The 16018-nt window shown below is 57.3% G+C and carries 17 protein-coding genes; 13 read left to right on the top strand and 4 right to left on the bottom strand.

Features of this window, described 5'->3' with window-relative positions; genetic code table 11:
• Positions 1 to 69: 69 nt before the first annotated feature.
• The 3 genes from ACRWA7_RS11160 to ACRWA7_RS11150 are packed head-to-tail and all read left to right on the top strand — an operon-like array spanning position 70 to position 1354.
• Positions 70 to 354, top strand: a complete 285-nt coding sequence (locus ACRWA7_RS11160; RefSeq protein ID WP_438392712.1) for a hypothetical protein — start codon at positions 70 to 72, stop codon at positions 352 to 354.
• Positions 351 to 950, top strand: coding sequence for a lysozyme (locus ACRWA7_RS11155; RefSeq protein ID WP_438392710.1), 600 nt, complete (start codon positions 351 to 353; stop codon positions 948 to 950). Before ACRWA7_RS11160 ends, ACRWA7_RS11155 begins: the two co-directional genes overlap by 4 nt.
• Positions 947 to 1354, top strand: coding sequence for a hypothetical protein (locus ACRWA7_RS11150; protein ID WP_438392709.1), 408 nt, complete (start codon positions 947 to 949; stop codon positions 1352 to 1354). Before ACRWA7_RS11155 ends, ACRWA7_RS11150 begins: the two co-directional genes overlap by 4 nt.
• A gap of 212 nt (positions 1355 to 1566) precedes the next feature.
• On the opposite strand, the gene ACRWA7_RS11145 is transcribed toward ACRWA7_RS11150, so the two are convergent.
• Positions 1567 to 2376 carry a curculin (mannose-binding) lectin gene (locus ACRWA7_RS11145; protein ID WP_438392708.1) on the bottom strand — a complete coding sequence of 270 codons (810 nt, stop codon included), beginning with the start codon at positions 2374 to 2376 and terminating at the stop codon, positions 1567 to 1569.
• A gap of 86 nt (positions 2377 to 2462) precedes the next feature.
• On the opposite strand from ACRWA7_RS11145, the gene ACRWA7_RS11140 reads away from it, so the two are divergent.
• Complete coding sequence (locus tag ACRWA7_RS11140) at positions 2463 to 2879, top strand: hypothetical protein (protein ID WP_438392706.1); 417 nt, start codon at positions 2463 to 2465, stop codon at positions 2877 to 2879.
• A 268-nt stretch (positions 2880 to 3147) separates the two neighbouring features.
• Here ACRWA7_RS11140 and ACRWA7_RS11135 read toward each other — a convergent pair whose 3' ends face one another.
• Positions 3148 to 3432 (bottom strand): hypothetical protein, encoded by a 285-nt coding sequence (locus ACRWA7_RS11135; RefSeq protein WP_438392704.1) that lies wholly within the window; start codon positions 3430 to 3432, stop codon positions 3148 to 3150.
• A gap of 260 nt (positions 3433 to 3692) precedes the next feature.
• Positions 3693 to 3971 carry a hypothetical protein gene (locus ACRWA7_RS11130; RefSeq protein ID WP_438392703.1) on the bottom strand — a complete coding sequence of 93 codons (279 nt, stop codon included), beginning with the start codon at positions 3969 to 3971 and terminating at the stop codon, positions 3693 to 3695.
• Between the two features lie 127 nt (positions 3972 to 4098).
• Here ACRWA7_RS11130 and ACRWA7_RS11125 point away from each other — a divergent pair, with 127 nt between their 5' ends.
• The 5 genes from ACRWA7_RS11125 (at position 4099) to ACRWA7_RS11105 (ending at position 9647) form a co-directional block, all read left to right on the top strand.
• On the top strand, positions 4099 to 4773 hold the full coding sequence (locus ACRWA7_RS11125; RefSeq protein WP_438392702.1) for an SOS response-associated peptidase: 675 nt from the start codon (positions 4099 to 4101) through the stop codon (positions 4771 to 4773).
• Positions 4774 to 5843: 1070 nt separating this feature from the next.
• Positions 5844 to 6359, top strand: a complete 516-nt coding sequence (locus ACRWA7_RS11120) for a hypothetical protein (protein ID WP_438392700.1) — start codon at positions 5844 to 5846, stop codon at positions 6357 to 6359.
• Between the two features lie 564 nt (positions 6360 to 6923).
• Positions 6924 to 7307, top strand: coding sequence for a DUF4148 domain-containing protein (locus ACRWA7_RS11115; RefSeq protein WP_438392698.1), 384 nt, complete (start codon positions 6924 to 6926; stop codon positions 7305 to 7307).
• A 313-nt stretch (positions 7308 to 7620) separates the two neighbouring features.
• Positions 7621 to 8787 (top strand): metallophosphoesterase, encoded by a 1167-nt coding sequence (locus ACRWA7_RS11110; RefSeq protein WP_438392696.1) that lies wholly within the window; start codon positions 7621 to 7623, stop codon positions 8785 to 8787.
• Positions 8788 to 9059: 272 nt separating this feature from the next.
• The gene (locus ACRWA7_RS11105; protein WP_438392695.1) at positions 9060 to 9647 is read left to right on the top strand and encodes a hypothetical protein; all 588 of its coding nucleotides are present in this window, start codon (positions 9060 to 9062) and stop codon (positions 9645 to 9647) included.
• A 1-nt stretch (position 9648) separates the two neighbouring features.
• On the opposite strand, the gene ACRWA7_RS11100 is transcribed toward ACRWA7_RS11105, so the two are convergent.
• Positions 9649 to 10485, bottom strand: a complete 837-nt coding sequence (locus ACRWA7_RS11100) for an EamA family transporter (protein WP_438392693.1) — start codon at positions 10483 to 10485, stop codon at positions 9649 to 9651.
• 261 nt (positions 10486 to 10746) lie between these two features.
• Between ACRWA7_RS11100 and ACRWA7_RS11095 the strand changes: the two genes are divergently transcribed.
• From ACRWA7_RS11095 to ACRWA7_RS11080, 4 genes are all read left to right on the top strand, one after another.
• Positions 10747 to 11961, top strand: coding sequence for an ABC transporter substrate-binding protein (locus ACRWA7_RS11095; protein WP_438392690.1), 1215 nt, complete (start codon positions 10747 to 10749; stop codon positions 11959 to 11961).
• A 124-nt stretch (positions 11962 to 12085) separates the two neighbouring features.
• Positions 12086 to 12961 (top strand): branched-chain amino acid ABC transporter permease, encoded by an 876-nt coding sequence (locus ACRWA7_RS11090; RefSeq protein ID WP_060818640.1) that lies wholly within the window; start codon positions 12086 to 12088, stop codon positions 12959 to 12961.
• An 8-nt stretch (positions 12962 to 12969) separates the two neighbouring features.
• Positions 12970 to 14916 carry a branched-chain amino acid ABC transporter ATP-binding protein/permease gene (locus ACRWA7_RS11085; RefSeq protein ID WP_438392687.1) on the top strand — a complete coding sequence of 649 codons (1947 nt, stop codon included), beginning with the start codon at positions 12970 to 12972 and terminating at the stop codon, positions 14914 to 14916.
• Between the two features lie 10 nt (positions 14917 to 14926).
• A complete protein-coding gene (locus ACRWA7_RS11080; protein ID WP_060818642.1) occupies positions 14927 to 15658 on the top strand; it encodes an ABC transporter ATP-binding protein in 732 nt (243 codons plus the stop codon).
• The last annotated feature ends 360 nt before the right edge of the window (positions 15659 to 16018 follow it).

The following is a 16018-nucleotide window of genomic DNA, read 5'->3' as shown; positions in this document are numbered from 1 at the left end:
CACTCCACCCGCGATTCGGATGCGCATACACGTGCGCAGCGGATTTGTTTTGCCTATCGAAAGGGAATCATGACGCTCATTCCATTCACAAACGTGAAGCTGAAGCTGGCCGACGATTGGCGCCGCCTTCATACCCGCGGCACTGTCATCTGGTCGGCGACGCTCGGTGGCATCTCCGCCGTGGGGCCGATCCTGCGCGAGGCGTGGCACAGCATGCCGGATGATCTCAAGGCGGTCATACCTGCACACGCTCAGCAGGCGATTGCATACGCCATCCTGTTTGCAACGATCATCGGCGTTCGGTACACGTCGATCCAGCGCGTTGCGCCGCACGAGCCAGGAGCGCCGCAATGAACTGGCTCGATACGCTGCTTAGCCTCTTCACGCGCCCAGCACCCCGAGTGCCAGCCGCACCGCCGCAGACAATCCCACCAAGTAAGCCTGCAACCGCTGCAGCGCCGCCGATCGAGGAAACCGTTGCGACGCCTGCTGTCGCTTCGCCCGCATGGTATCCGCTGTGCGAAAAGCTGACGAAGGCTTCCGAGGATTGTGTTCTTGTCGCGTATCCGGACCCTGCAAGCGGCGGTGATCCGTGGACGATAGGCTGGGGCGCGACAGGCGAGGGCATTACGAAAGGCACGGTCTGGACGCAAGTACGTGCCGATGCTCGCCTTACCGCTGATCTGCTTCGCTTCGGCGCGGCCGTCGATAGCCTGGTCAAAGTGCCGCTTTCGCCGCAACAGAAAGCCGCGATCGTGGACTTCACCTTCAATCTCGGCTCCGGAAATCTCCAATCCTCGACACTGCTGCGCCTACTAAACGCAGGTGATTATGCCGGCGCGGCGGACGAGTTTGCGAAGTGGAATCTCGCGTCAGGCAAGGTCATGGCGGGCCTCGTCACGCGTCGCGCGCGGGAGCGCAATCTCTTCCTGACAGGAGCATGGAAATGATCACGATCATCTTTGGATTCATCATCGCTCACATCGGTGCGATCGGTGCTGCTTTGGTCGCCGCAGGCAGCGTTTTGTTTGCTTGGATCAAGACCAAGGGAGCGCAAACCACTATCGCGCAAACCAAAGAACAAGCGCAATCGAAGGTTGATGTGGCGAATGCAAATGCGCAGGTCGCGATCGATAACCTCAACGCTCGCAAGACGGCAGACGTACAGGCGGATGCCGATGCGGCAAAGACTGCGGCCACGGCCGCGCGGGAGAGAACTAATGTTGAAAACGATCAAGCTGCTCTCAGTGATGACGCTGCTCGCGAGCAGCTTATCGGGTTGCTTCACGGTCCCGCCGGCGACAACCCAGGTTCCGGTCAAGGAAGTGCCGGGACCGACCCGGGTCGTGGATAACTCGTGCATCTGGTTTAAGCCTGAAACGCCGACGGATAACGACGTCGCCGTCATGTCGCGCGGCTTGGTCGATCAGATCACGAGCAATTTGAAAATCGGGATTGAGCACTGCGGCTGGAAGATCGCAGCACCCTGGTAACGTCGCCGTCATTGATCTCTAATGACGGCGACCCCAATTCCTCGGACGCCGTTTTATCCAAATGCTATAGCGCTTAGAACGGGATGGTAATTGACCTGCAAAGACACCCTTGTCCGCCTGGGCCGCTATGGTCTTTATAGTCAGGGTGGTGAAGGCCGTTTTTCCAGTCCCAGATTGGAGTCGGGGCATAAATCACAAGATTGCCGTCGACTTGAAGGGCGAATATTGAGTTGGGATTGCCGTCCGTTTGCGTCGAATAGATCGGGGTCGTTCCGGCATATAATACGAAGTTGCCGTCACCCTGCATAGACGCATGCGTCACTCCGCGATTTTGCGTATATGTTGCCCAAATTACATTGCCGCCGTTCTTGTAAAGGACAAGATTGCCGTCCGACTGCAGAATGAGAAAATATTGCCCGGTCGACACGCTTTGACCGGCAGCGAAAGTCGAGCCCGGTAATAGTACGCGATTTGGCTCGCCCGGTTGAATGCTTGCTACATCCGCGGTATTGCTCGCCCAGATTGATCGTTGCCAATAGATACCGACGTCGCCATCGTCTTGCATGGCTAAAGTGGAGTTTGGGCGAAAAGTTTCGGTGTCCCATACCGCCTTATTAGCGGCGTTGTAAAGCACGAAATTTCCATCGGTTTGCATCACGGCGTAAGCTGCACCGCTTCCTCCTGTCTTGGTGGCCCACACCGCCCCGGATGGGCCATATACGACCAAATTCCCATCGGTTTGAAGAGTGAGAAAATATTGATTATTATCCGACCAAAGTTGCGCGCCTTGCGCAAGCGATTCACCGGGGTTGAGATTTCGTGCGGACGCGAACCCAGAAGTTAAAGCCCAAATACTTATAGCGATTAGCAACAGTTTTTTCATTTGATCCTCAGAGCTTATGAGTATCCCGTAAGTCAGTGCAGTCATCGATTACTAATCGGACGGCTCTCACGGGTCTTGAAAAGCGATTGGATCGTAACACGATTGTTACCGCGAATTTCAAAAAATTACATGCTGAATTCTTTGTGGTTTTAGACGCATCGGAATGCCTAACCTATCTTTGCCTTTCCGAAGGCATGCAGTTTGAAGTTTATCTGGGCGGTATATTATGTTTGCACAGTGGATTGGGATGCGGGTCGATAATCAAGGCGGCTGGTCGACAAAAACAAGCAACGAAAGATTCAGAAGAAAAATCGGGCATCGCGTCGAAGGACACCGTGCGCAGGCTCCCGGGCTCAATCACCGTGCTAGCTCCAGACAGCGTGAAGGCTTGCGCATGCGCGCTAATAGCGCATGCGAGCGATAGTGGGATGCCGCTGTTCTTAATTATGGCGTTCAATGGTGCCGACTTACATCGGGCGGCTGTTGGTGGGGCGCCGGCCTGAGCCGGCAAGCCTGTTTCGGGATGGCCGAATTAGGACATGCGAACCAAACACTGCATCGATAGTGAGCATTGTGCGACGGAGCTTTTTTCACCTCTGCAAGCGATGGTCTACGTCCCTAGCTTTTACTTGAGAGCTGGCGCAATGCGCGGCACGATTCAGTCAATGCGTTCAATAGGCAGTCGTCTATGTATGGCAGCCCATTTCAAATGGAGTCATGGAAGCCGTTTGCAATCGATTTCCGAAAACCGGTTGTTGCCGAACATTTTCCTCACGCGTCCGACTTGATCCACTTATTTAACTCTGATCGCATGGAAAAACGTGGTGCGGCAAACCAGTGACGAAGCTCTTCTTCCCACTTATCGACCAGATAATCGTTAAGCTCAAACTCGTCATCGGGCGCGCCGCTTCCATCTTCGTGCAGAAAAACATAGACGACACGCGTGCCGTCCCAGTATGCACCTAGGAAGTCGGCAAGCAATGCCATTGTGCCGGGAGGCTGGGCGCGCAGTAGCGAGGTAAGCGTTGCGTCAATTTCAACATGGTGCAGTTGCATGGCAGTCTCCTTGAGCGATATGGAGGGAGCAGGAACTGGGCCGCGGCTTGCGCGACCGCGCGCAATTGGCGTCTGGAGCCGTGCGATCTCTCGGTTCGGAAACTGTTCGGGCTGTCACGTGCGCAGCATGGGTCGCGTGCGCAAGCTACGGCTTTAGCGGCGACTGCGGTCTCGATGTAGCTAGCCGATCACCCGCAGAATTCGAGACGACGCACTCTTCTTTGAAAGCTGCCGTGAGGCTGTCTTCGCCGCTTTTGCCTTCACTCGTAAATCCACTTTTCCAGATCAGACCGTAATCCGTACCGCGGAGATTCCATCCAAGCTACTAGATCGGCGTGCAGGCGGTTGCACGTACGCTCGTCGAGGTCGAATTTCTCGTACCATTCGCCGCCGCCATCGTTTCGTAACTCGGCACCTTTTGCCCACTGACCATCCCAAAATACAATGGTGTGCTCATTAAGCTCTGCAGTCGTACAGCGCGGCATGCCTCGAAGCAGCGTTGCCAAATGAGCCTGAAACGCCACACATCCCATATCCATGGTCGAACTCCGGTGAATGTCGAAAGTTTCGGCACCAAAGCAAGCGGCGTGCCTTTAATCGTCGGTGGGATGGACCAAGATCGACCATGACACGGCCTCTCAGCTAAGATGGTGTGAGGAGGTGGCCATGTGCGCTAACTACGACCCGGCAGCCGAGATTGATTTTGAGGCGTTCAGCCAATTCCCAAAGCCGAATTTTGATTACCCGATCGAGACGTGGAAGGACTATCTCGCGCCGATTCTGCGTGCGAATACCGGCGAACGCCTGACGGATCCCGCGACCTTTGGCATGGTCCCGCGTGCGCACATCCCGGCAGGTGTCAAGTTGTTCGACACCATGAACGCCCGCGCAGAGTCGGTAGGAGAAAAGCGCAGTTTTAGTGGCGCATGGAAGAACCTGCAGCTCTGCCTAATTCCATGCCGCAGTTTTTACGAGCCGAGCTACGAAACTGGTTCTGCGGTGCGCTGGCGCATTGGTTTGGCATCGGGTGAGCCGCTCGCTATTGCTGGACTATGGCGAGAATGGGCTGAGCCGGAAGGCGTGGCGTTGTCGTTCACCATGTTGACCGTGAATTCCGACGACCACGCGTTAATGTGCCGATTCCATAAACCTGGCGCTGAAAAGCGGTCTGTGGTGATCCTTCGGCCCGAACAATACGACGATTGGCTATCGTGCCGGTCGACCGACGAGGCGCGCTCGTTCCTGAACCTGTACCCATCCCATGAGATGACATCGGCGCCGGCACCGATTCCGCCACGAAGGAAAAAGGTCGACTCTGGCGACACAGACACTCTGTTGTAGAGCAGCCAGTGCTTTGTTAGAGCAAAAAGCCCCGTCGTTTTACGGACGGGGAGCTCGGCAATCCCTGAGCGGACCATCGCCGAATAAGGACGGTAGAACGATAACGCGTTTGCCGAAATTTCGTGACAACGTCTTGCGCAACAGAATCTGCAAAACCTGAAACGCTCGTTGCCGAGTCACGGAAATCGCTTATTCGAGGCAGGCGGCGCAGGAGGTGGTTTTGCCCCCTGAAGTCCGGACCTTCCACGCGCCTCAGCCAACAGTAAGTGCAGTGAGTGCAGCCCTACCAGCTGACTGCCGGTTTCGTCTTTCCAAGCCCTGTTGATCACTTCCCGGTATCCCTCGGCTCGATCGATCACGCGCCTCAGATGCTCAATCTCAAGGATCAAGCGCCGCACCTGTTTATCAGGATACGCAGCCCACAACCGACGCAGCTCTGCATATGTGGGCGCTTCAAAGGGAGGAAGTGGCTTATAGGACATGGAACCCTGTCCCTCAAAAATACTGTATGGATATACAGTATAGCGCATCCGCAAACTGCGAAAAAATCGACGTATGTGAATCCAAAACGCCGCTGTAAATGCTTGTTTTTACGTGTTGCTCAGTGTGGTGGTTTCGTAGTGCTAAATAATGTGAAAAGAGGGCTTAAGTTGTTGAAGGTGAAGGCTTAAGAATGGTTATTCGGCATTTCCTTGAACAGGATGTTCACGCCGACGTAATCGATAGTGTCCACGTCGAGAAGAGACATGGTAGTTCCCCAGCGCCCGATGCCGGGCAAAGATTGCAGGCGCGTATTGTAATGGACTGCGTCATCCCAAATAAGTACGCGGGGCGTGATTGCAACAGTGTACGACGCTCGAATGTGATGCCGTTCATCGCGCTTTGAAATTGACTATTTTAAAGGAGTTAAAAAACGATGATCGTGAATAGGAGGATACCTAAAAATACCCCGAATCAATTGACAGCGCTCATCTCGAAAAACAAACTGGGATCACGTTATTGAACAGTTTGTGCGATTGAATACCGGACGGCGCACGAGCAAGCCATCATAGTCCGGCAGGAGCAGCAACATGAAATCGAAGTACAAAAAGTCCCTCAAGGCAACCATGATCGCGGCAGCGTCCCTAGTCCTGGCGACAAGCGCATTTGCGGCGTCCATCGACGGCACCGTAATGGTACGCGTCGGTGGCAAAGTGCAATCGGTGGACGCGAATATGCATCGTGTGACCGTCATCAACGCCCAGGGCGCCACGGAATCGTTCCAGGTAGGTGCAAGTGTCTCTGATCTTAACAAGCTTAGGACGGGCACCAATGTAGTGGGCACGACCGCTCGTCCCGTTCGGCTCACTGTGCTTGAATCGTCAAGGCTCGCCGCGGTGCCCTCGCAAAACGGCAATGAAACTATCGCCCAGGTGACGAGCGTGGACAGTCAGCGTGGTTCCTTGACGCTCAAGGACACGTTGGGAGCCGAATTGACGGTGCAAGCGAACTCGCCCGGATCGGTCGCCGCCGTTGCGCCTGGTACGCGCGTACTTGTCAATGCAGTCAATCCCGCTTCGCTGGCTAACGGCCAAGCCCTCCAGTAAGCAGTCGGATTCCTCCGATAGCAGGGCATGCAGTAAGGCTCCATGATGCAAGCTTCGTTGGTCATCCAGATCCCCGCTGGATGACCAACGGTGAATCGTCCGGTTCGCTTCCGGTCGATTCAGCTTCTTAGGAAGCGCGGCGGAGCAGCAGTCAAAGTACCTCTGCGACCAAGCGTCGTCGCAAAAAAATCCACCCGGTGCAAGCCGGGTGGATTTTTTTTACTCAAAAGTCCAAGCTCATATTTTGATAAGGATGACAAACCAAATAAACAAATCCTTTGCTTTAGCATTGATCGAATACTGGCTTGGCCTTGCAAAGAATTCCCGACGGTTTGCATGCTTGGTCGGAAGGTGATGTGCAGGATAAGCGCCGACTCATACGTTGCCAGGGGCATGCAAGCGCAAAGAGTTCGTTTGAAAAACGCGTGCTGATTTACATCTTACGTTTGTGCTACACGCTTTTTAAAAGAGTTGGTTAATATACGTTCGCGTATCTGTCGGCCCACGCATAAGGCTTACGAGCCTTACAATTCTCTCGCGGGGTCCGCTGACACGCAGCGAAGCATGCAGTTCCAGCAGGACAAAGGCGGTGGACGCCGTTGGCGTTGCCGCACCAAAAATAAACCGCTTTTCGTGGAGAATCTCGTTATGTACCAAATCCGCATGGCTGCATTGGCTCTCGTCGTATCAGTGGCAACTGCTGGACTGACTGCTCCGGTCGCAATGGCACAAACGGCCGACACCGCCGCTTCCACGCCGAAGCAGGTGCAAAAGGCGCAACGCAAGGCTGACCGCAAGGCGGCCCGCGCCAAGAAGAATGCGGAACTGAAGGACCTGGAAAAGAACGGTTATCAGCCGGGCGGCGACCAGACCAATTATCCGCAGAACATCCAGAACGCAGAAAAGAAGTCGGCTGAAGCGAAGGCCAAGGCTGCGTCGGCTCCTTAAGCGGCGTACGAAATCGGTTCAAATGGAATAACCCGCTCATGGCGGGTTATTTTTTGCGCGAATACACCATATGGCCGGAACTTGCCACGTGCCGGGCCTTGGTGCGTGCGTTGATGAAACCCTTGTGGTGTGCCGGATTCGAGCGGGCCGGTGCATCGGCAGGCTTTTTGGTGAACCGGTAGAATCGGATGCCATTTTGCGTAGGCTCATTTTGGGGTGGCGTGCTCGTTCAGGCATCTTCACGGCGGCTCCGCGTGGTTGTTGCGCGCCCTGCGCCGGCTTATGGCCGGCTTCACTTTCTACCAGGCGGTATATGCGACGTTCCGCATTTTTTATCCGCGTAATCGGCATCGGAATCCTGTTTCACGTGTATATCGGCATGCGCCTCATTCCCGTGGCGCCCGTGGGCCCTGCACTCAAGATATTGGCGGTGCTGGCGTTGGCGGCATCCATCGTGTTGATCCCGCTTGGCATGATGGCGCGCAACATCGAGCAGCAGCCGCTGTCCGACCGGCTTGCGTGGACCGGACTGCTGGTGATGGGATTTTTCTCGTCGTTGCTCGTGCTCACGTTTCTTCGCGACGTCGTGCTGCTGGTGCTGCATCTGGCGAGCAGCGGCGAAAATGTTGTCGATCCGTGGCCCGGCTTCAAGGCGTGGAGTGCGCTCGGCGTGCCATTGCTTGCCGTGCTGGTGACGCTGTTCGGCATTTACAGCGCGCGCCGCCGCGCGGCGGTCAAGAATGTGGATGTATCTATCGATAACCTGCCTGCCGCCTTGCATGGCTTCACCATCGTGCAAATCAGCGATATCCATGTTGGCCCGACAATCAAGCGTCACTATGTGGAAAAGATCGTGGCCGCGGTCAACGCATTGAAGCCCGATTTGATTGCCGTCACGGGCGATGTGGTCGACGGTTCTGTGCCGCAACTTGCCGCGCACACGCAGCCGCTATCCGACCTGAAGGCACGCCATGGGGCGTTCCTCGTGACCGGAAATCACGAGTACTACGCCGGTGCCGACCGGTGGATCGCGGAATTTCGCCGCCTTGGACTGACCGTTTTATTGAACGAGCACGTGGTGGTGGACCACGACGGCGAACGCGCCGTCGTGGCTGGCGTGACGGATTACGGCGCGGGCGGTTTCGATCCTGCGCATAAAAGCGATCCGGCCAAGGCGATGCTCGGCGCGCCAGCCGACATCATGTTCCGTCTGCTCCTCGCGCATCAGCCGCGCAGCGCGCCGGCGGCGTCGAAGGCAGGTTTTACGCTGCAATTGTCCGGCCACACACATGGCGGCCAGTTTCTGCCGTGGAATTTCTTCGTGCGGCTTCAGCAGCCATTCGTTGCCGGTCTTGAGAAACTCAATGATTTGTGGATCTACACGAGCCGCGGGACAGGTTACTGGGGCCCGCCGATCCGGATTGCCGCACCGTCCGAAATCACGCTCCTTCGCCTTCTGAGCAGCGCCCGTTCCGCCTGACGTATTTGGCGGCGCACAAACGACTTGCAAAGGAAAGGATTGATGACTTCGCGTCGATATCCTTTCCCATAATTCCCGATATCGGATTAAACCGGATTTTTTAATTAAAAAGTCGATCTCACGATAATCAGTAATTTTCTCCCTGTTTCATGGACAACGCTGTGTTGCGCACGGTATAAATATCGTCAGCGCATTAATGCGTTTGCGTGTCTGATTCAATTTACTGTATTGATTCAATACGTGATTTTAATTCCATTCGCCCGGAGAATTGCATGAACGCAAAATGGACTTTGGCAGTATTGCTGACGTGTTTGACCATGACGGCGCAAGCCAATGCACAAAACAGTGACCCGCTTTCCAGTGATGCAATTAAAACCGCACTGGCTTCCGAACCGCGTCATTTGCAGGCGCAAATCGTCGGTATCGACGCCAGCACGCGAACCTTGTCGCTCAAAGGCGCCAAAGGGCGTGTAATACCGGTGTCGATCGGCCAGCAGGTGACGAATTTCGATACGCTTAAAATAGGAGATCGTGTGGATGTGCTGATAAAAGAGGCGTTATTGCTGGATGCGGTAAAACCCCAAAATAAAGATGACGGATTAAGAAAACGCGTCGATACGACTGCTTTTGCGCCTGCTTCTGACGCATCGGGTTTCGGCGCGGCGAAGGAAGTCGATATTATCGCAACGGTACAGCGTATTGATCCTAAGAAGAAAACGATTACCCTGCGAGGTCCGTGGCGAACCGAGACCTTTGGTCTGACACCAGACCTAGCCGCCAAGAAATTCAAGGTCGGGGACAGCGTTCACGCGGTCTATATTTCGGCGACGGCGGTTCAGGTGACCCCAGTCGCCAAATAAATCAAATCCTGATCAGGACCGCGCCCGCTGTAACAAGCGCACACGCCGCAATCCGCCGCGCGGTCAGCTTTTCGCTCATGAATATCCATCCGATCAGCACTGCAAAGATAGAGCTGAGTTCGCGCAACGCCGAGACCATGGCAATGGGCAGGTAGCGAAACGCGATGACCACGATTCCGTACGCGACCATTGCAATCGCGCCACCCGCCATGCCTTGCAGCGAACGGCGTGCATCGCTTGAGAACAATCGGCGCGGGCCGCCGTATCGATACAGCGCGAACGCTGCAAACGGCACGTTGAATAGAAGATATACCCACGCAATGTAGGCGAAGCCGCTGCCGGCGACCCGCACGCCCATGCCATCCACGATTGTGTAAGCCGAGATGAACGCGCCTGTCACGAGCGCGGCGGGCACGCTTGCGGTGGCGAAGCGGCGCTTGCGGAACGCGAGTGAAACGATGCCTGCGGAAACCAGTGCCACGCCTGCCAGCGCCAGCGACCGGAGATGTTCGCCCGCGAAAATGAATGCGCCCGCGAAAACGAGCAGCGGCGAAAGACCACGCGCAATGGGATAGATCTGCCCGAAGTCGCCCGCTTTATAGGCTTTCGCGAGTGCCACGCAGTAGCCGAACTGCAATACCGCCGATGCCCCGATGTAGGGCCAGCTTCCGCGCGCCGGCGCCGGTACGAAGAGCAGCGCGATCGCCGAGCACACTATGTACGGAAACGACATCATGCCGAACTGCCAGACGCGGTCCTCGCTGGTATGGAGGAAGGCGTTCCACGTTGCATGCAATAACGCGGAAAACAGCACGAGCAAAACGATGAAAGGCTGCATCGGAAGAAAGGAGAGTTGGAAAACGCCACGCTGATTGTGTGGCAAGGAGTGGCGTTGAATGGCGAAAAGTGGCAATCGGAAAGCGGCTCATTATGTCAGAGAACACGGCACAGCGACACTCCGACAATGCGCTGGGAAACGCATGGCGTATGCGTCTCATGCGCCAAAACCCGCCCCGGGAAACTCCGCATATTGAATAAATCTTACATTTCCTACACTCAGAAAGCTTCTATTCAAAGCACAACCATAACGGAGACCGCCATGTTTGCCCGACTGACCTGCATTGCTCTTGCAACGTTCGCGTTTGCATCGACTTCGTATGGCGCCGATCCGATCAAGATCGGTGTCGACGGACCTTTCACAGGCGGTTCTTCGTCGATGGGCGTCAGCATGCGTGACGGCGTGCGCCTCGCCACCGCCGAGATCAACAAGTCGGGTGGCGTGCTGGGCCGCCCGCTAGTCCTCGTTGAACGCGACGACGAAGCGAAGAACGAGCGCGGCGTCCAGATCGCGCAGGAGTTGATCAACAAGGAAAAGGTCGTGGCGGTGGTGGGATACATCAACACGGGTGTTGCGCTCGCGTCGCAACGCTTCTTCCAGGAAAGCAAGATCCCGGTCTTCAATAACGTTGCAACGGGTTCTATCATCACCCGGCAGTTCGCGGATCAGCCCGAGAACTACGTCTTTCGAAACGCTGCCGCGGACAGGATCCAGGCGCCGATGATCGTGGAGGAAGCCATCACCAAGCGTGGCTTCAATAAGGTCGCGATTCTTGCTGATTCGACCAACTATGGCCAGCTCGGCCGCGAGGATCTGGAGAAGGCGCTTGCGGCGAAGGGCGTCAAGCCGGTCGCGACCGAGAAGTTCAACATCAAGGACGTAGACATGACGGCCCAGTTGCTGAAGGCGAAGGAAGCCGGCGCCGAGGCGGTGCTGACTTATGGCATTGGACCCGAGCTCGCGCAGATCGCCAACGGCATGGCCAAGCTCGGCTGGAAGGTGCCGCTGATTGGAAGCTGGACGCTTTCGATGGCCAATTACATCGACAATGCCGGGGCCAACGGCGAAGGCGCGCGCATGCCGCAGACCTTCATTCAGGAAGCGAACACGCCGAAGCGCAAGGCGTTTATCGATGCCTATCTGGCCGAGTTCAAGCCCAAGAACAACCGGATCGATTCGCCGGTTTCCGCAGCCCAGGGTTATGACTCCGTCTACCTGCTCGCCGCCGCGATCACGCAGGCCGGATCGACCGATGGCCCGAAAGTCAAGGCCGCGCTGGAAGGGCTGAACAAGAAGGTCGAGGGCGTTGTAATGGTCTACGACAAGCCTTTCACGAAGGACGATCACGAGGCGATCAGCGCCAACGTGCCTGTCGTGGGCGAAGTGAAGGGCGGACGCGTGGTGTTTGCCTACGACGCCGACAAGAAAGGCGGTGGCGAGCTGCGCACGAAGCAGACGACGACCGCCGCGAACTGAGTTTGCCATCGGAAATGCTCCCGCGCCCGCCTGACGGCGGGCGCGGCTTTGCTTGTGCGCAAAGCTCCGGACGCGTCCGGCCCTTGTCTGGCCTCCAGCCACCTTCGACATCAAGGCGCAACACATGGCCATCCTTCTTCAGCTTGTCTACAGCGGCGTCGCGCTCGGCATGATCTACGCCGTGATCGCGTTCGGTTACCAACTGACGTTCGCCACATCGGGCACGCTTAATTTCGGCCAGGGCGATGCGCTGATGCTCGGCGCGCTGGTCGGCCTGACGCTCGTTTCGGCCGGGGTGAACTACTGGCTGATGATTCCGATGGTCTGCGTTTTCGGCCTCGCGCAAGGTGCGCTGGTCGAGCGCATTGGCGTGCGGCCGGCGATCAGGATCAAGTCGGAGTTCGGCTGGATCATGTCGACCATCGCGCTTGGCATCATCTTCAAGAACGTCGCGGAGAATGTCTGGGGACGCGACGACCTGCGTTTTCCGTCGCCATTGCCGGAGGCGCCGATCAAGGTCCTCGGCGCGAACATCCTGCCGATGGAACTGCTGGTCGTAGGCGGCGCGCTGCTGATGATGCTCGCGGTCGAGTTCTTCAACCGCAAGACGATCTTCGGCAAGGCCGTGGTCGCCACTGCGAACGATCGCGACGCCGCCGCGCTGATGGGCATCAACACAGGGCTCGTGATCACGTTTTCGTACGCGCTGTCGTCGCTGACCGCTGCGTTCGCGGGCGTGCTGGTCGCGCCGCTCACGCTGACGGGCGCGACCATGGGCGCCGTGCTCGGATTGAAGGCGTTCGCGGTCGCGATCATCGGCGGATTGTCGAGCGGCATGGGGATCATCGTGGGCGGGATGATCCTCGGCATTGCCGAAACCACGACCGGTTTTTATCTTTCGACCGGCTATAAGGACGTGCCGGGCCTCGTGCTGCTGCTGATCGTGCTGGCGCTCAAGCCGGCCGGGCTGTTCGGCAAGACCGCGATCAAGAAGGTGTGAGGACCGTAATGAAATCCGTCAAGCCAGTCAAACTCGCGGCAGCCGTGCTCGGTCTTGCCGCGCTCGCGATCTTCCCCATAGCGTCAGGCAATCCTTACTATATTCACCTTGTCGAAACCATCATGATCTACGCGATCCTGTTGTTCGGGCTCGATATCGTAGTGGGTTACACGGGGCAGGTTTCCTTGGGTCACGCCGGGTTGTTCGGCGTGGGCGCATATACGGCGGGCGTGTTGTTCATCAAGCTCGGAATGCCGTTCTACGTGACCACGCCGCTCGCAATCCTGGTCACCGCCGGCTTCGGCGCGATCCTCGCACTGCCTGCCTTGCGCGTGTCCGGGCCATACCTTGCAATGGTCACGCTCGCGTTTGGCACGATCATCCAGATCCTGATCAACGAGATGGATTTCCTGACCAATGGTCCAATGGGACTCAAGATTCCCAAGCCTGTTTTCGCCGGCCAAAGCATGAGCGAGGACGGTTTCTACTGGCTTGTTGCCGTGCTGCTGGTCATATCGATGATCGTGGTGCATCGCATCCTGAAGTCGCATCTGGGCCGTGCGTTCGAGGCGCTGCGCGACTCGCCTATCGCGTCAGACTGCATGGGTGTGTCTGTGTACAGGTACAAGGTTTATGCGTTCGTGATAAGCGCCGGCTTCGCGGGACTTGCAGGTTGTCTTTATTCGTATTCCGAACAATATATCTCGCCCAACACGTATAACTTCGAGCTCACCATCCTGTTCCTGCTCGCCATCATCATGGGTGGCCGCAAGACGCGCACGGGTGCCATGCTCGGGTCCACGATCATTGTGTTGCTGCCCAAGCTGCTTGACGATATTGCCATGTTTCGCAGTGTCGCGACCGCGCTGGCCGTGGTCGTTGCCGTGGGCGCGGTGGTCGCATTGGCGCGCAAGGTCACCACGCTGCGGAAGGTGTTGATTCCCGTCGCGGGAACGGCCGGTCTCGCGATTTTTTCGTTCTGGATCGATGCGCTCACCGACTGGCGGCTGACGATCTTCGGGCTGATGATCTTGCTGGTGGTCTACTACCTGCAGGACGGCGTGGTGGGTTTCGTGCGCAAGATCGTGCTGCACGGCAGGCGTCGGCCAGTCGCGATCAAGGCAGATGAGCTTTCCGGCGAAGGCCATGACGCGGTGATCGCCGTTCGCGGCGAGGGCACGGGGAACATCATCGACCTGCGCGGCATCCTGATGCAGTTCAGCGGCCTGAAAGCGCTCAACAACGTGAACCTGAGCGTGCGTCGCGGTTCCATCCATGGCTTGATCGGCCCCAATGGTTCAGGCAAGAGCACGATGATGAACGTGCTCACGGGCATCTATGTGCCAACGGCGGGTTCCATTGAATACGACGGTGAATCGATTGCGGGAAGGACGTCGTCGAAGATCGCGTTATCGGGCATTGCGCGTACGTTCCAGAACGTGCAGTTGTTCGGCGAGATGACGGCGCTGGAAAACGTGCTGGTCGGATTGCACCACACGTTCAGGGCGAACCTCGCCGATGTCGGCCTGATGACGCCGCGTTATCGGCGCGAAGAACATGCGGCGCGCGAGCGCGCATTCAGCATGCTGCGTTTTGTCGGACTTGCGGCGGTGGCATCCGAGGAAGCGCGCAACCTGCCCTACGGCAAGCAGCGGCTGCTCGAGATTGCCCGCGCACTGGCGCTCGATCCGCAACTCCTGCTGCTCGACGAACCGGCCGCCGGCCTCACCGCACCCGACATCAAGGAACTCGTTGCGATCATCCGCAAGGTGCGCGCGCACGGCATTACGCTGATCCTGATCGAGCATCACATGGACGTGGTGATGAGCGTGTGCGACACGGTTTCGGTGCTGGATTTCGGGCAGAAGATCGCGGAGGGGCGACCGGCCGAAATCCAGGCCGATGAGCGCGTGATCGAAGCGTATCTCGGCGGCCAGGCCGCCACGCACGTATAAGGCAGACGCGATGTTATCGATAAGAAACCTGCATGCGGGCTACGGCAAGGTCAAGGTGCTGCATGGCATTTCCATGGATGTGCCGAAGGCGTCGGTCGTCACGCTGATTGGTTCGAACGGCGCCGGCAAGACAACGACCATGCGCGCGATCTCCGGCATGATCCGTCCCACGTCGGGCGAGATCACAATGGGCGAGGGCGCGCAGTCAAAGCGCATCGACGCAATGGATTCGCACCGGATCGCGCGCCTGGGCCTGGCGCACTCACCCGAAGGACGCCGGGTGTTCGCGACCATGTCGGTGACGGACAACCTGATCCTCGGTGCATTTCCACGGCTCACGTGGGCGCGCCCGCGTGGCGATGTCAGCGCGGACCTCGAGCGCGCCATCGAACTGTTTCCGCGCTTGAAAGAGCGGCGTCACCAGCTTGCCGGGACGCTGTCCGGCGGCGAGCAGCAAATGCTCGCCATGGCGCGCGCCGTCATGCTCAACCCGGATCTCGTGCTGCTCGATGAGCCGTCGATGGGTCTGGCGCCAATCCTTGTGGAAGAGGTGTTCCGGATCATCGCGAGACTCAAGGATGAAGGCGTGACCATGCTGCTTGTCGAGCAGTTTGCCGCCGCCGCGCTGAACGTGGCCGACTATGGGTATGTGCTTGAGAATGGGCGCGTCGCGGCGCACGGGCCCGCGGAACAACTGAAGAACGATCCCTCGGTCAGGGCTGCGTACCTGGGCGCGAGCTGAGACGAGCCGCGCCTTGTCATATGACAAGGCGTGTTTCAGGGCAGCGAACCCCAGCGCGTCGGCGTCCATTTATTCCCCCAATCAAACAATCCGCCGCAACCCTCTGCACGCGCATTCCACAAGTCTCCTCCCCGACGAATATTTCGTTGGAACTGAGCATCAGCCTTCAATAATCCTCGCTATCCTTTCTGAATCGACATTCTGGTTATACGTTAGTCGGGTGATTGGCAATAGTTTGTATGGTTAACCCCGATTTCAACGTAAACGAACAAAAAGGAACATGCGAGTTGTTGCTTTGGTTTCCTTTTTGAAAACCAGAAAGGCCCGGTCATCGGCGCTTCTGACCTGCATCCGACAAGA

It is taken from the genome of Caballeronia sp. DA-9 (assembly GCF_051615025.1).
Lineage (GTDB): Bacteria > Pseudomonadota > Gammaproteobacteria > Burkholderiales > Burkholderiaceae > Caballeronia > Caballeronia sordidicola.
This window is presented reverse-complemented; position numbering and strand designations above follow the sequence as displayed.

Bases quoted from the DNA above. Each gene is read 5' to 3' on its own strand.
- ACRWA7_RS11155 (WP_438392710.1), top strand. From the start codon at position 351: ATGAACTGGCTCGATACGCTGCTTAGCCTCTTCACGCGCCCAGCACCC.
- ACRWA7_RS11105 (WP_438392695.1), top strand. From the start codon at position 9,060: ATGAACGCAAAATGGACTTTGGCAGTATTGCTGACGTGTTTGACCATG.
- ACRWA7_RS11160 (WP_438392712.1), top strand. From the start codon at position 70: ATGACGCTCATTCCATTCACAAACGTGAAGCTGAAGCTGGCCGACGAT.
- ACRWA7_RS11150 (WP_438392709.1), top strand. From the start codon at position 947: ATGATCACGATCATCTTTGGATTCATCATCGCTCACATCGGTGCGATC.
- ACRWA7_RS11130 (WP_438392703.1), bottom strand. From the start codon at position 3,971: ATGGATATGGGATGTGTGGCGTTTCAGGCTCATTTGGCAACGCTGCTT.
- ACRWA7_RS11100 (WP_438392693.1), bottom strand. From the start codon at position 10,485: ATGCAGCCTTTCATCGTTTTGCTCGTGCTGTTTTCCGCGTTATTGCAT.
- ACRWA7_RS11145 (WP_438392708.1), bottom strand. From the start codon at position 2,376: ATGAAAAAACTGTTGCTAATCGCTATAAGTATTTGGGCTTTAACTTCT.
- ACRWA7_RS11110 (WP_438392696.1), top strand. From the start codon at position 7,621: ATGCGACGTTCCGCATTTTTTATCCGCGTAATCGGCATCGGAATCCTG.
- ACRWA7_RS11135 (WP_438392704.1), bottom strand. From the start codon at position 3,432: ATGCAACTGCACCATGTTGAAATTGACGCAACGCTTACCTCGCTACTG.
- ACRWA7_RS11120 (WP_438392700.1), top strand. From the start codon at position 5,844: ATGAAATCGAAGTACAAAAAGTCCCTCAAGGCAACCATGATCGCGGCA.
- ACRWA7_RS11080 (WP_060818642.1), top strand. From the start codon at position 14,927: ATGTTATCGATAAGAAACCTGCATGCGGGCTACGGCAAGGTCAAGGTG.
- ACRWA7_RS11090 (WP_060818640.1), top strand. From the start codon at position 12,086: ATGGCCATCCTTCTTCAGCTTGTCTACAGCGGCGTCGCGCTCGGCATG.
- ACRWA7_RS11085 (WP_438392687.1), top strand. From the start codon at position 12,970: ATGAAATCCGTCAAGCCAGTCAAACTCGCGGCAGCCGTGCTCGGTCTT.
- ACRWA7_RS11125 (WP_438392702.1), top strand. From the start codon at position 4,099: ATGTGCGCTAACTACGACCCGGCAGCCGAGATTGATTTTGAGGCGTTC.
- ACRWA7_RS11115 (WP_438392698.1), top strand. From the start codon at position 6,924: ATGCAGTTCCAGCAGGACAAAGGCGGTGGACGCCGTTGGCGTTGCCGC.
- ACRWA7_RS11095 (WP_438392690.1), top strand. From the start codon at position 10,747: ATGTTTGCCCGACTGACCTGCATTGCTCTTGCAACGTTCGCGTTTGCA.